This is a genomic window from Streptomyces sp. NPDC051740 (assembly GCF_044453165.1).
GTDB classification, from domain to species: domain Bacteria; phylum Actinomycetota; class Actinomycetes; order Streptomycetales; family Streptomycetaceae; genus Streptomyces; species Streptomyces atrovirens.
The window spans coordinates 262349-275904 of sequence record NZ_JBITCL010000001.1; the positions used below are offsets into that span (position 1 = coordinate 262349).

Here is a 13556-nt window from a genome sequence, read left to right on the forward strand (position 1 = left end):
GGCCCGGCCCGGTGCCTCACCGCACCGGGTGCCCCAGCAGCATCGTCGGGGCGCCGGCGACGCGGGTCAGGAAGACCGTGACGGACCCGGGGCCGTGCGGCTTGGGCAGGACCTTGCGGCGGAGTTCCTCCAGTTCGACCGCCGAGCCGCGCTTCTTGACGGTCAGGACGCCGACCCGGCGCTCGCGCAGCAGCGCCTTCAGTTTCTTGACGTTGAAGGGGAGTCGGTCGGTGATCTCGTAGGCGGTGGCGTACGCAGTGCGGTGCGCTTCGTCGGCGGTGACGTAGGCGATGGTCGGGTCGATCAGCCCGCCGTCCACCTCCTCGGCCACCTCGGCGACCAGGTGGGCGCGGATGACGGCGCCGTCCGGCTCGTACAGGTACCGCCCCACCGGCCGGACCCCGGGGTCCGGGAGCGCGGTCCCGGGCGTCACGTAGATGCCGGCGCCGGCTGGCAGCAGCGTCGCCCGCCGTGCCCCCGGCGTCACGTCCGGGCCGAACCACAGCATGGCCTCCTTGACGTCCCCGCCGTCCGAGACCCATTCGGCGGTCGCTTCCGGGGGGATCGCCTCGTGCGGAATGCCGGGCGCGATCTTCAGCAGGCCGAGCGGTGCCCCGAGCGCGGCGGACACGGCCCAGGACAGGGGAGGTGAGTAGGCCTCCGGGTCGAAGATCCGGCCGCGCCTGGAGGAGCGCCGGGCGGGGTCGACGAACACGGCGTCGTACCCGGCCGTGTCCACCTCCGTCACGTCGGCCTCACGCACTTCGATCAGGTCGGCGAGCCCGAGCGCGTCGGCGTTGGCGCGGGCCGCCTCGCAGGTCAGCGGGGACCGGTCGACGGCCAGCACCCGGATCCCGGCGCGGGCGAACGCGATCGCGTCGCCGCCGATCCCGCAGCACAGGTCGGCGACGGACCGCACCCCGAGCGCCCGGAGGCACTCGGCCCGGTACGTCGCCACGCTCGCCCGCGTCGACTGCTCCACCCCGTCGGGCGTGAAGAACATCCGCCGCGCGTCCTCCGCCCCGAACTTGGCCACCGCGCGCTGCCGCAGCCGCGCCTGGCCGAGCGCCGCCGACACCAGCTCGGCGGGGTGCTCGCGGCGGAGCCGGGTCGCGACGGCGAGTTCGTGCGCCGGATCGGTGTCGCGCACCTCGTCGAGGAGGGCGCGGCCTTCGGGGGTGAGGAGGGGAGCGAGGTCGTTCACCGGGTCATTGTGGGCCAGTCGGTGGACCGTGTGCCTCCGGCCGCGGTGTCGGACAGGGTTCCCGATGGCGGACTGCGAGGATCCGGCACCATGCGAGCAGTAGGACAAAACGATAAAAGGTGGCCGTTCGGCGGTGTGCGGATCGGCCTCGCGGTACTCGCTCTCGCCTCCATCGCCTCCGGCTGCGGACCGGGCGGCGACGGTGGCGCCCGGGTCGGACCGGCGGGCGGCCAGCAGCCCCTGAAGGCGCCCCCGGCCCGCGCGCTCGACGCCTACGCCACCAGACTGCGCGCGGCGCACACCGCGAGGGTCGCCGCCGCGAAACGCTGGGGGCTGAAGAAGGTGCCCCTGACCGCCCCGCCGCCCCCGGCGAAGAAGCCGGGAATCACCACCCGCGACGGCTTCGAGGTCGACGGCCACCGCCGTCTGGGACTCCCCCCGGTCTTCACCACCGTCCCCACCGACGAGAGGATCCTCTTCCTCACCATCGACGACGGCGCCGAGAAGGACCCGGCGTTCCTGCGGATGATGAGCGAACTGGAGATCCCGTACAGCGCCTTCCTCAGCGACTACCTCGTCAAGGAGGACTACGGCTACTTCAAGGAGATGCGGGACCGGGGAGTCGCCCTGCACAACCACACCCTCCACCACCCCTACCTGCCGGCCCTGTCCTACGCCCGCCAGAAGCGCGAGATCTGCGGCATGCAGAAGGTCGTCGAGGAGCGCTACGGCGAGCGCCCCGTCCTCTTCCGCCCGCCCTACGGCAACTACGACAAGGCCACCCTGCGCGCCGCGAAGGCCTGCGGGATCACCCACGTCCCCCTCTGGAACGAGGAGGTCTTCGTCGACCACTGGGAGTACCGCGAGTGGGACCGCGACCTGCACCCCGGCGACATCGTCCTCACCCACTTCCGGGGCCGCGAGGACTGGAAGGGCACGATGCCGGACATGATCCGCCGCTTCATGGACAAGGTCACGGCGGAGGGGTACGCGGTGGCCCGCCTGGAGGACTACCTGTGAGGGCCCGTCTCCTGGCGGTCGCCGCCGCCCTGCTGGCCGTGACCGCCGGATGCGGTCCGGCGGGCGGGACGGGGGAGAGGGCGGGGGACGGTGCGGGCCGCCGGTCCCCCGGAGCCGGTCCGGCGCCGGGATCCGGCGCGCTCCCGCCCGTCGTCGACCACGTCCCCACCCGCGACGAGGTCGTCTTCCTCACCTACGACGACGGTGCCGAACGCGACCCCCGCTTCATCGACCTGGTGCGCGAGCACCGGCTCCCCGTCAGCCTGTTCCTCACGGACACGGTGGCCGGCCCCGGATACGCGCACTTCGCCCGCCTGCGCTCGGTCGGCGCGAGCCTGCAGAACCACACCCTCGACCATCCCGCCCTGCGCGGTCTGCCGTACGCCGGCCAGCGCGCCGAGATCTGCGGCCAGCAGCGCAAACTCACGTCCCGCTTCGGCGTCCGCCCCCGCCTCTTCCGCCCGCCCTACGGCACGTACGACACCACCACCCTGCGAGCCGCCGCCGACTGCGGCATCCAGACGGTGGTCCTGTGGCGGGCCACCCTGGAACCCGACGGCCACCTCACCTACACCGACGGCCCCCACCACCTGACCCCCGGCGACATCATCGCCGTACCGTCGGGCGAGGCCCCGCCACTGTCGCTGACGGAACGGACGACACGGCTGCTGGGGGAGTTGGAGGAGCGGGGTCTGAAGGTGGGCAGGCTGGAGGACTACGCCGGCCGAATCAGCCCGTCGGCGGCTCCTGGCGAGCACGGCTCACCTCTCAGCCCGTCGGCGGCTCCTGGCGAGCACCGCTCGCCTCTCAGCCCGTCTGGGGGTACCCCCTCTGGGGGAGTTTGAGGACGAGGCCCGTTCAGGGCCGAAGCGGGGGCCTGGGGGCGGCAGCCCCCAGAGGACGCTCACCACAACACGGGCAAGCCCCACACCCCGGTGTGAACAACGCCCCCACCCCGCGACGCGCCGCAGGCAATTGGCACTCCGCTTGACCGAGTGCTAATCGCAGTCATAGTCTCAGGTCTGGCACTCCCCCCTGGAGAGTGCCAACACACGCGACGGGCAGGTCCGGCACCCGCGACGACGGATCCACCTGGTCGCCACCTCAGACAGTTAACCCCGTGAGATCTCCGAAGGGGGAGGTCGGATCGTGACGACCGCCAGCTCCAAGGTTGCCATCAAGCCGCTCGAGGACCGCATCGTGGTCCAGCCGCTCGACGCCGAGCAGACCACGGCTTCGGGCCTGGTCATTCCGGACACCGCCAAGGAGAAGCCCCAGGAGGGCGTCGTCCTGGCCATCGGTCCGGGCCGCATCGAGGACGGCAAGCGCGTCGAGCTCGACGTGAAGGTCGGCGACGTCGTTCTGTACAGCAAGTACGGCGGCACCGAGGTCAAGTACAACGGCGAGGAGTACCTCGTCCTCTCGGCCCGCGACGTCCTCGCGATCATCGAGAAGTAAGGGAGATCCGGGGGCCACCCCGGACAACCCGACCTCGTAGCAAGCACTTTTGCTCGAACCACTGCGCCCCTGGCCCCAGCATCCGACAAGGACCGGGCGCCCGGGGCGCAGTGATTTCACCCAGAATTCCGAGAGGGCTCCCGCTGCCATGGCGAAGATCCTGAAGTTCGACGAGGACGCCCGTCGCGCCCTCGAGCGCGGCGTCAACAAGCTTGCCGACACGGTGAAGGTGACGATCGGTCCGAAGGGCCGCAACGTCGTCATCGACAAGAAGTTCGGCGCCCCCACCATCACCAACGACGGTGTCACGATCGCCCGCGAGGTCGAGATCGAGGACCCGTACGAGAACCTCGGCGCGCAGCTGGTGAAGGAGGTGGCGACCAAGACCAACGACATCGCGGGTGACGGTACGACCACCGCCACCGTGCTGGCCCAGGCGCTGGTCCGCGAGGGCCTGAAGAACGTCGCCGCCGGTGCCTCCCCGGCCGCCCTGAAGAAGGGCATCGACGCCGCCGTCGCCGCGGTCTCCGAGGACCTGCTCGCCTCGGCCCGCCCGATCGACGAGAAGTCCGACATCGCCGCCGTCGCCGCGCTGTCCGCCCAGGACCAGCAGGTCGGCGAGCTCATCGCCGAGGCGATGGACAAGGTCGGCAAGGACGGTGTCATCACCGTCGAGGAGTCCAACACCTTCGGTCTGGAGCTGGACTTCACCGAGGGCATGGCCTTCGACAAGGGCTACCTGTCGCCGTACTTCGTGACGGACCAGGAGCGTATGGAGGCCGTCCTCGACGACCCGTACATCCTGATCACCCAGGGCAAGATCGCCTCCATCGCGGAGCTGCTGCCGCTGCTGGAGAAGGTCATCCAGGCCAACGCCTCCAAGCCGCTGCTGATCATCGCCGAGGACGTCGAGGGCGAGGCCCTGTCGACCCTGGTCGTCAACAAGATCCGCGGCACGTTCAACGCGGTCGCCGTCAAGGCCCCCGGCTTCGGTGACCGCCGCAAGGCGATGCTGCAGGACATGGCCGTCCTCACCGGCGCCACGGTCGTCTCCGAGGAGGTCGGCCTCAAGCTCGACCAGGTCGGCCTGGACGTGCTGGGCTCCGCCCGCCGCGTCACCGTCACCAAGGACGACACCACGATCGTCGACGGCGGCGGCAACAAGGAGGACGTGACCGGTCGCGTCGGCCAGATCAAGGCCGAGATCGAGACCACCGACTCCGACTGGGACCGCGAGAAGCTCCAGGAGCGCCTCGCGAAGCTGGCCGGCGGCGTGTGCGTCATCAAGGTCGGCGCCGCCACCGAGGTGGAGCTGAAGGAGAAGAAGCACCGTCTGGAGGACGCCATCTCCGCGACCCGCGCCGCGGTCGAGGAGGGCATCGTCTCCGGTGGTGGCTCCGCGCTGGTCCACGCCGTCAAGGTCCTCGAGGGCAACCTCGACAAGACCGGCGACGAGGCCACCGGTGTCTCCGTGGTCCGCAAGGCCGCCGTCGAGCCGCTGCGCTGGATCGCCGAGAACGCCGGCCTCGAGGGCTACGTCATCGTCTCCAAGGTCGCCGAGCTCGAGAAGGGCAGCGGCTACAACGCCGCCACCGGCGAGTACGGCGACCTGGTCAAGGCCGGCGTCATCGACCCGGTCAAGGTGACCCGCTCCGCCCTGGAGAACGCCGCCTCCATCGCCTCCCTCCTCCTGACGACCGAGACCCTGGTCGTCGAGAAGAAGGAAGAGGAAGAGCCGGCCGCCGCGGGCCACGGCCACGGCCACGCCCACTGAGCTACCCGCTCACAGCGCCACGAGGGCCCGGCACCGCCGCAGTTCGGCGGTGCCGGGCCCTCGCCCCGTGTGGTGTGCCCTACTGGTACGTGACCTCGGAGGTCTCGTAGACGCACGACGTGCCGTCGGGACCGCTGCCGAGCGCGGCCGGCTCGTCGCCGCTGTCGTTGCCCTTGAAACGCTCGCAGACGATGATCTTCTTCTTGCTGTCACCGACGATCGTCACGTCGGAGAGGGTCGCGGTGTCACCGTAGTTGGCGTTGACCCCGGCGATGACCTTGCCGGGGCTCGTGACCAGGACGTTGTCGATCACGACGTGGCGCTCGTACTGGGTCCCGCAGTTGCCGCAGGAGCGGTAGAGCTTGCCGAAGTCGGACACCTGGAAGTTCTTGATGGTCAGGGTGCCGGCGCCGTTGTGCTGGAAGACCTTGTCGTCGGCCTTGCGGGCACCGCCGCCGTCGACGACGTAGGCCGCCGAGGCGGACTTGCCCTTGAAGCTGGCGGCGTCCTCGCCGACGTCCTCCCACCACACGTTGACCAGGGTGCAGCTGCCCGAGCAGTGCACGCCGTCGGCGGCGGGCGAACCCAGGATCACGTTCTTCAGCGTCGCGCCGTCGGCGAGCTTGAACATCGGGTCCTGGCCCTCGTCCTGGCCGCTGCCGCCGAGGTCGCCCGAGCCGTAAAAACGCTTCAGGGAACCGTCGTACACGCCGCTCACCTCGATGGTCGAGGAGACGGGCTGCTCGTCGGTGGCGGTGGGCCAGGAGGCGAACGCGGCGTCACCGGCCGGCTCGTCGTCCGCGGGTGCGGAGGGAGAGGCGGGGCTGCTCGTCGTCGGGGTGGCCGTCGGAGTGGACGCCGGAGGCGTCGAGCCGTTCACCTCCTCCAGGGTCCAGGTCTTGCCGGCGGCGTTGTCGCAGGAGTTCTGCTGCAGCAGGCCGTTCTTGGGGTTCAGGCACTTCTCGCTGTGCGCGTTGACCAGGTGGTAGGCGTCACCGACGGCGCTCACCTTCCACACCTGGGAGGAGCCCTCACCGCAGTCCTGCTGCTGCACGGCCTTCCCGGCGGAGGCCGAGTCGCCCTTGACACCCGCGCACAGGCCGGTGGCGGAGGACGTCACGGTGAAACCGTCACCGGAGTCGGCCAGTTCCCAGCTCTGGTCCGCGCCCCCGTCGCAGTCCGCCAGGGCCAGCTGCGCCCCGGCGCCCGTGCTCCCCGCCGGAACCTCCAGACAGGTGTCGCCCGCCGCGTTCACCAGACGGTAGGTACCCGCGCCCGGTTCCGCGGCGGACGCCGACATCAGCACGCCGCCGACCACGGCGCCGCCCACGAGCGACGTGGTGAGAGCGCCGATCAGGACGGTGCGGCGCCGGCCGTTCTTCCTCCGGTGCCCCGCGCGCGGGGCGGTGTTACCAGTACTGCGCATGTCACGGCTTTCGTTCGATGTGCGATGGCCCTCGTTGTCCACCGCCCTGTAGTCGCCGCCGCCCGGCGGGGGGTTGCCGTGCGGCGGCGACTTTTTTCGACGAGGGCGTGCCGGTTCGGCGGCGACTGGCCGGCTAGCGCATCGCGACCAGGACGACGCTGCCGAGCACACTCGTGACCACGAAGAACGGCGCGTTGAGGACGCCGTAGTACAGCGGGCGCGGGAAGTTCGGGTTGATGGCGATCTGGAAGGTCATCGCGCCGAGATAACCGACGCCGACGAGGAGCCCGAACACCACGGCGTCCCCCATGCCCGTGATGTCGAGCGCCTCGACGAGTACGGCACTGGTCAGGACGGTGACGAGGAGACACACCGGCGGCCCCGCCGCGGCGACCGCCGTCCGCACGGGCGCCGGCGCCCCCTCGCGGCCGAGGGCCACGGCGTACGGCTTGGCGATCACGACCGCGAACCACACACCGGCGAGCAGGACCGAGGCGACGGCCGCGATCACGACGGCCAGCCAGTCGATGTCGGCGAGAACGGAGAACACGCGCGGGCTCCTTGCGAACGAGCGGTCCTTGCGACCGCCGGGGGGCACGAGTCTCGGCGACGTACAGGACAGGGTGTGTCCGCTTCCTCACGGGGAGCCCATCCTGTCGGTGGGTCATGCGACTCGCACCGGACCCCAGTACCGTCGAACCGGTACGGCTTCCCTGTACCGGTTCCGTTGGAGGAGGGTTTCTGTCCATTACCGCCAGCGAGGCTCGGACCAGGCTTTTCCCGCTGATCCAGCAGGTCGACGACGACCATGAGCCGGTGGAGATCACCTCCAGGGGCGGCAACGCCGTACTCATGTCGGCCGACGACTTCCGGTCCTGGCAGGAGACCGTCCACCTGCCGCGTTCGCCGGCCAACGCCGCCCACCTCATGGCGGCCGTCGCCGCGGACAAGGCCGCCGGCACCCCGGTGATCGCCAGGAGCATGGCGGAGTTGGAGGACCTGGCGGAGGGCGGCGAGTGAGGGACGTGCGGTTCCGGCCCACCGGGTGGGAGGACCTTCCGTACTGGCGGGCGCCCGACAGGACGCTGTTCCGCAAGCTCGTCCGTCTGATCGGCGAGATCCAACGGGACCCCTTCACGGGTGTCGGCGAACCGGAGCCGCTGAAGGGCGACCTGCCGGGCTACTGGTCACGCCGGATCGACGACGAGCACCGCCTCGTCCACCGGGCCACCGAGAAGGAAGTCGTGATCATCAGGGCCCGGTACCACTACTGACGGTTCGGGGCGGCGGGCACCACCGCCCACACCGTCTTGCCGGGCGCGCCGGGGCGCGGGGCCGTTCCCCACTCCTTGGCCAGGGCGGCGACGAGGAGGAGCCCTCGCCCGCCGTTCTCCCCGCTTCCGGCGTCCCGTGCCTCCGGCAGCCGCTCGCCCCGCGCGTCGCTGACCTCGATGTGGACGTGCCCGTCGTCCTCCCGGCTGAGTCGCAGCTCGGCGTCCCGGCCGGGGACCCGGCCGTGGGTCACGGCGTTGGCGGCCAGTTCGCCCACGATCAGCTCGACGGAGTCGTGCGCCGGGGTGCCGTAGTGCCAGCCCCAGGCGTCCATCTGACAGGAGGCGAGCCGGCGGGCCAGCCGGGCACCGCGCGGGGACGGGGTGAAGCGGAACGAGAACACCGTCTGATCGGCGAGGGGGAGCGGCAGCGCGGAACGCCGCTCCTGGCGGGGGGAAGTGGTCATGCCCCGAAGATCCCGCGCCCACACCCCCGCCCACCAGGAGCGACGCCCCCACGGCGGTGGTCTGTCGGGGCGGTGGGCGACAGTGTCGGGCCTGTCGGGGCGGACGTCCGTCGGCCCGCTGCAGCCGTATGCGCGGTCAGGCGGGCTCGAGCAGGTCTACGACGGAGAGCCCGGTCTCGCCGTTGACGAGAGTCAGGGCGACGTCGGCGCGAGCGGCCAGGGCGAGCGGATCAAGGCCTTCGACGTAATCGGCGTGGATGATCCGGTCCAAGCCCGCGCCGACCAATGGGGCGGCGGTGCGGAGTGAGGCTTCCAACGCCACGCCCTGGGTTGCGCCGCCGTGCAGGATGATGTTCCGGGTCCGGTACAGGCGGCGGAGCGCGATCCGGAAAGCACCGGCGACATCGTTCAGGACCGGGCGCGGATTCTGCACCAGGTCGGCCATGCGCTGCGCGGCGGGACGGTCGCTGTACTTCGTGGAGGCCCCGGTGAAGTCCAGCGCCGTGACCCCGTGAATGAGAAGGGCCTCCGCGACCACGCGGGCTCGTTCCTGATTCGTGGTGCATCCCGCAACCGCCTGTGCGAGTTCGTCCGGCGTGCGTGGCTTGTGCCGGTGCGCGAGGGCAGTGAGCTCGGCCCGGGGCCAGGAACACGCGATGATGGCCGCCATTCGGTCTGCCGCCACCGCCTTGCCGGACCGTTCGCCCTCTCCCTCGGGGTCGTCGGGGTTCGACAGCAACGACTCGATGGCTGCCCAGGCGCCCGCCACGGCCGGAGCCAGTGGACCACGGTTGACCGCGGCCGCGAGCTCCAGGGCGTCGTCGGTCCGACTGCGGGCGCCTGCGACCTTGTACAGGTGACCCTCGTTGACGAGGGTCAAAACATCCGCGCCGCGCGCGGGGGGATCGAGTGGGATGGGACGAGGGTGGTCGGCTACCCAGATGTGAGGGAGGGGTTTCACGCCGCCCCGGTCGCGGCGCAAGAACTGGGAACGGGCTGTCATCCGCTCCAGCATCTGACGAGCCTGCTCGGCGGCGCTGAAGGGATCGAGGGCCGTGAACCGGTAGACGAATCCGCCACCGGGCCGGATGCCCGCGGTGTCGTGACCGTGCTCGCGCAGCCAGGCCACGACCTTGCCTTTGCCGTACCAGTGTTCCAGCGGTTCGGCGAGCTCCCGTCGGGGCACCTTCTCCAGCGCCACCAGGACGTCGTACGTGCGGGCCTGCGCACGCGCCGGCTCAGCCGCCGCGGCCGCCGTGTCGGCCGTAGTGGCGTGCGCGTCGTACGGCTCCTTCGCCCACGCCTTCAAATAGCTGGCGCTGTAGCCCGGGTCGAGGAGGTGAGAGGCCACGGTTCGGGAGAACCTCTCCGGTTTGACGCGCTGACCGACGGGAGCACCGACCGCCACCGCCCATCGCTCCAGATAACCGGATCGGACATGGCCGATGATCTCCTTGAGCCGACGACGCGCGGGACTGGGGTCCGGAAGTGGATGCTTCAGCAGGCTGGTGAGCTCCTTACGTAGCTCCTTGTCCCCAAGGCCTCGGTCAGGGCCGATCAGAGCACCGAGCTGGAGACGCTGCCAGTCGCACGCGGCCGGTGACAGTACTCCGTGGGCCTGCCAGTAACCGGCCTCCCAGAGTTCTTCCAGGGCCAGCACCGAACCTATGTCCCAGAGGCGACGCGCCCACGGCGTGCCCTCGTCCGTGAAGAAGTCCGCCATCCGGGCGAGCGCATGCCGGGCATAAGGGTCCGAAGCGGAGGCCGTAACCATCGCAGCACCCTAGCGGAGGACGAGATCTGCCACCGCATGTCGAGCAGACTCGTGTTACCGCGGTCGCAGACTTAAAGGGGCACCCGCCGTTCAACGGCCGCTGCCCCTTTCTTCTTGCCCTCATGGAGCCGCAGGCTCCTGTGTCCCCCGTCGGTGGGCACACCTCGTTGTCGTGGCGGCTCGCGGACGCGAGCGGGAACCCGTTCGACGGCCTCGACGGACGATGACGGCACGACGAGCGCGTACAGGAATCGCGGATCGCGATCGTCACCTGGATCGAGTGCACCTACCACCGACGCCGGCGTCAGACGTCTGACCCCATTGATCCCCGTTGAGTACGAGGCCATCACCACCCCAGCCACAGCCCTGGCTGCATAAGCCCCGCTGTCACCCAACTTTGCAGCAGTCCCACTGTTCTGGTAGGCGGCTCCTAATGTCTGCACACGAGAGAAGCAGTTCTTACGGACAACCCATTCACCGTCCACCCGGGTCTTGCCGGTGAACATGACGGTCTGTCCTCGGAGTTCGTGTATCCAGCCAGTGCACCGTGCGGACACTCTCGTCAACCTCCCGACGGGTCCGGACATCCCTTGTTACGCACAGTACTTCGGGTGTCGCGGAGGGGGAGGAACGTCCTGAGGATCGACCTCCACCCGCATCTCCGAGTGCCCGGGGCAGGGACGGCGTAGTCGACCTGTGCTGCTGTGCACCGGCGTCATGTACGCCCGCTCGGCCACGGGACCTGGCTCGCCTATGACGACGAGAGCGAGATGACCTGCTCGTTCACTCTTCCGGCGCAACTTGTTTCGGTCTCGGCGTGGTTGACGCGGAGGGCGTCCTACGGTGCGAGCGCGGGTGACCGGTGGGCGGATGTGCTGAGGGGGCGGGTGCGATGGAGTCGGGAGCGGACTCGGGTGCGGGCGTGGAGGGCGGCGCGGGTGCCGCCGATTCCAACGGGGAGTTTCTTCGGTGCTTCGGCCGCCAGATGAAGCTGCTGCGGGAGGCCGCGGGGCTGACGCAGGCGCAGTTGGGCGAGCGGGTCGGGTATGGCGAGGCGCAGATCGCTGCGGTGGAGCAGGGACGGCGGATTCCCCGGCCGGAGCTGGTGGACGCGGTGGATCGGGAGGTGGGTGGGCGGGGGCTGTTGGTGGCCATGAAGGGGGAGGTGGCGAAGGCTCGGTATCCGGGGTTCTTCCGGCGGTATGCGGAGATGGAGGGGCAGGCGGTCGAGCTGCATGCCTACTCCGACCACGTGGTCAAGGGCATCTTGCAGACGGAGGAATACGCACGCGCGGTCTTCCGCATGTGGCGTCCGCTGTTGGACGAGGAGACGATCGAGCAGGGCGTGACGGCACGGATGGAACGCCGGAAGCTCTTCGCGCGGCGTCCGGCTCCGCTGCTGAGCTTCGTCATCGAGGAACACGTTCTGCAGCGACCTCTCGGTGGTCCGGAGGTGCTGCGGGGCCAGCTGGAACAACTGCTGTTGTACGGGCATGAACGCAACGTCGAGTTGCAGGTCATGCCGACGCGGCGCGACGAGCACGCAGGACTGGCGGGCCCCTTCACATTGATCCGTCTCGCCGATCAGCGCAGGATGGCTTACATGGAGGTGCAGGACACGAGTGCCCTGTACTCGGACCCGAAGAAGGTCAGCCCGTTGGAGGCGACGTACAGAGTCCTCGCGGCCCAGGCGTTGACTCCGAGGGAGTCGCTGGCCTTCATCCAGAAGCTGTTGGGAGTCTCAATGACGGTGTCAAGCCGTTTGCGGGACGGGTTGGGTGGGGGTGAACACCCGGTTGTCGCGCAGCAGTGCCCACAAAACGCTGGCTCTCCGACGAGCCAGGGCGATGACGGCCTGGACGTGCTTGCAGCCCTCGCCGCGCTTCTTGAGGTAGAGGTCCCGGTTCGGCCCGTCGCGGATGATGCTGGTCTGTGCGGACATGTAGAACACCCGGCGCAGACGGCGGCTGTAGCGCTTGGGACGGTGCAGGTTGCCGGTGCGCCGTCCGGAGTCGCGCGGGACGGGCACCAGGCCGGCAGCCGAGGCCAGGTGGCCGGCGTCCGCGTAGGTCGTCAGGTCGCCTGCCGCGACGACGAACTCGGCACCGAGTATCGGTCCCATGCCGGGCAGGGACTCGATGATCTCGGCCTGCGGATGGCCGCGGAAGGTCTCACGGATCTGTTTGTCGACCCGCTTCAACCGGTCGTCCAGGGCCAGGATCTGCGTCGCCAGATCAGCCACGATCTGCGCGGCGACGTCCTCGCCGGGCAGGGAGGTCTGCTGAGCCTGTGCCGCTTCGAGAGCGGTGACCGCGACCGTGTCGGCGCCCCGGACAGTGCGGTTGGCCAGCCAGGCGGTGAGCCGGGCCCGACCGCGTCGCCGGATGGCGGCCGGCGTCTGGTATCCGGTGAGCAGGACCAGCGCGCCCTTGTGCGAGCTGTAGTCGAAGGCCCTTTCCAGGGCGGGGAAGACGCCGGTCAGTACGTCGCGGAGGCGGTTGATCATCCGTACTCGGTCGGCCACCAGATCCGACCGGTGGGCGGTCAGCAGCGCGAGGTCGGCGGCCAACTGGGCGGGCACGTCGATGGTGGCGAAGTCCCGTCGCTGGCGGGAGGTCTCGGCGATGACGTAGGCGTCACGGGCATCGGTCTTCGCCTCGCCCCGGTAGGCGCCCGACATGCGGTTGACGGTGCGGCCGGGGACGTAGACGGCCCGCTGGCCGTGGGCCGCGAGAAGCGCCAGCAGCAGCGCGGAGGACGTGCCGGAGATGTCCACAGCCCAGTGGACCTGGTCCGCCAGCTCCAGAATTTCACCGAGTGCGGTCAGGATGGCCGACTCGTCATTGTCGACCTGCTTCGACCAAAGCGTCGCGCCGGTCTCGTCGACCACAGCCGCCCAGTGGTGGCCTTTACCGGCATCGACACCGGCCCACACCTGGGCCTTCCGCTTGCTCACTTGCCCCTCCTCGTTCCGCACAGCGTGTCGTCGGCCCGAGGAACACCCCGCTGTCGTCTCCGTAAACAGCGACCGCACAAGGCGCGCACGTCTCAATCAGCAGCCAGGGCGCCCCGGAGAGCCGGGCGGCCACTCCCAGCGAGCCACAACACGGCAGAGAGCCATCAGCCACACCCGGCCCTCCCGGGCCACCTAACAACTTACGG

The 13556-nt window shown here is 70.0% G+C and carries 12 protein-coding genes and 3 pseudogenes; 8 read left to right on the forward strand and 7 right to left on the reverse strand.

Annotated elements, in window-relative coordinates:
- Positions 1-16 precede the first annotated feature (16 nt).
- Complete coding sequence (locus tag ACIA6T_RS01350; RefSeq protein WP_399444497.1) at positions 17-1204, reverse strand: methyltransferase domain-containing protein; 1188 nt, start codon at positions 1202-1204, stop codon at positions 17-19.
- A 135-nt stretch (positions 1205-1339) separates the two neighbouring features.
- Here ACIA6T_RS01350 and ACIA6T_RS01355 point away from each other — a divergent pair, with 135 nt between their 5' ends.
- The 4 genes from ACIA6T_RS01355 (at position 1340) to groL (ending at position 5456) form a co-directional block, all read left to right on the forward strand.
- Complete coding sequence (locus ACIA6T_RS01355; protein WP_399444498.1) at positions 1340-2224, forward strand: polysaccharide deacetylase family protein; 885 nt, start codon at positions 1340-1342, stop codon at positions 2222-2224.
- Positions 2221-3069 (forward strand): polysaccharide deacetylase family protein, encoded by an 849-nt coding sequence (locus ACIA6T_RS01360; RefSeq protein ID WP_399444499.1) that lies wholly within the window; start codon positions 2221-2223, stop codon positions 3067-3069. The genes ACIA6T_RS01355 and ACIA6T_RS01360 overlap by 4 nt, the downstream gene beginning before the upstream one ends.
- 304 nt (positions 3070-3373) lie before the next feature.
- On the forward strand, positions 3374-3682 hold the full coding sequence (gene groES, locus ACIA6T_RS01365) for a co-chaperone GroES (RefSeq protein WP_037939482.1): 309 nt from the start codon (positions 3374-3376) through the stop codon (positions 3680-3682).
- A gap of 148 nt (positions 3683-3830) precedes the next feature.
- A complete protein-coding gene (gene groL / locus ACIA6T_RS01370; protein ID WP_073932712.1) occupies positions 3831-5456 on the forward strand; it encodes a chaperonin GroEL in 1626 nt (541 codons plus the stop codon).
- A gap of 79 nt (positions 5457-5535) precedes the next feature.
- On the opposite strand, the gene ACIA6T_RS01375 is transcribed toward groL, so the two are convergent.
- The 3 genes and pseudogenes from ACIA6T_RS01375 to ACIA6T_RS01385 form a co-directional block, all read right to left on the reverse strand.
- Positions 5536-6336: a pectate lyase gene (locus ACIA6T_RS01375; RefSeq protein WP_399444805.1), complete on the reverse strand. Its 801-nt coding sequence runs from the start codon at positions 6334-6336 to the stop codon at positions 5536-5538.
- Positions 6337-6378: 42 nt separating this feature from the next.
- Positions 6379-6882 (reverse strand): annotated as a pseudogene (locus ACIA6T_RS01380) (RICIN domain-containing protein); the annotation flags it as partial.
- Positions 6883-7015: 133 nt separating this feature from the next.
- Positions 7016-7432 (reverse strand): DUF1761 domain-containing protein, encoded by a 417-nt coding sequence (locus ACIA6T_RS01385; protein WP_399444500.1) that lies wholly within the window; start codon positions 7430-7432, stop codon positions 7016-7018.
- A 191-nt stretch (positions 7433-7623) separates the two neighbouring features.
- On the opposite strand from ACIA6T_RS01385, the gene ACIA6T_RS01390 reads away from it, so the two are divergent.
- Together ACIA6T_RS01390 and ACIA6T_RS01395 are read left to right on the forward strand one after the other, a co-directional pair.
- Entirely contained in the window at positions 7624-7902 is a 279-nt protein-coding gene (locus ACIA6T_RS01390) for a type II toxin-antitoxin system Phd/YefM family antitoxin (protein ID WP_399444806.1), read from the forward strand.
- Positions 7899-8156 (forward strand): Txe/YoeB family addiction module toxin, encoded by a 258-nt coding sequence (locus tag ACIA6T_RS01395; protein ID WP_399444501.1) that lies wholly within the window; start codon positions 7899-7901, stop codon positions 8154-8156. Before ACIA6T_RS01390 ends, ACIA6T_RS01395 begins: the two co-directional genes overlap by 4 nt.
- Here the strand turns inward: ACIA6T_RS01395 and ACIA6T_RS01400 are convergent.
- Positions 8150-8620, reverse strand: a complete 471-nt coding sequence (locus ACIA6T_RS01400; RefSeq protein WP_399444502.1) for an ATP-binding protein — start codon at positions 8618-8620, stop codon at positions 8150-8152. The genes ACIA6T_RS01395 and ACIA6T_RS01400 overlap by 7 nt on opposite strands.
- Positions 8621-8756: 136 nt before the next feature.
- Positions 8757-10394, reverse strand: a complete 1638-nt coding sequence (locus ACIA6T_RS01405; protein ID WP_399444503.1) for an integrase — start codon at positions 10392-10394, stop codon at positions 8757-8759.
- A gap of 245 nt (positions 10395-10639) precedes the next feature.
- On the opposite strand from ACIA6T_RS01405, the pseudogene ACIA6T_RS01410 reads away from it, so the two are divergent.
- Both ACIA6T_RS01410 and ACIA6T_RS01415 read left to right on the forward strand, forming a co-directional pair.
- Positions 10640-10772, forward strand: a pseudogene (locus tag ACIA6T_RS01410) (IS3 family transposase); the annotation flags it as partial.
- A 607-nt stretch (positions 10773-11379) separates the two neighbouring features.
- Positions 11380-12060, forward strand: a pseudogene (locus tag ACIA6T_RS01415) (helix-turn-helix transcriptional regulator); the annotation flags it as partial.
- Between the two features lie 87 nt (positions 12061-12147).
- Here the strand turns inward: ACIA6T_RS01415 and ACIA6T_RS01420 are convergent.
- Positions 12148-13350, reverse strand: a complete 1203-nt coding sequence (locus tag ACIA6T_RS01420) for an IS110 family transposase (RefSeq protein ID WP_399444504.1) — start codon at positions 13348-13350, stop codon at positions 12148-12150.
- Between the last annotated feature and the right edge of the window lie 206 nt (positions 13351-13556).

What these genes read in the sequence shown, in the direction of transcription:
- groL (WP_073932712.1), top strand. Translation starts at nt 3,831, where the DNA reads ATGGCGAAGATCCTGAAGTTCGACGAGGACGCCCGTCGCGCCCTCGAG.
- ACIA6T_RS01400 (WP_399444502.1), bottom strand. Translation starts at nt 8,620, where the DNA reads ATGACCACTTCCCCCCGCCAGGAGCGGCGTTCCGCGCTGCCGCTCCCC.
- ACIA6T_RS01405 (WP_399444503.1), bottom strand. Translation starts at nt 10,394, where the DNA reads ATGGTTACGGCCTCCGCTTCGGACCCTTATGCCCGGCATGCGCTCGCC.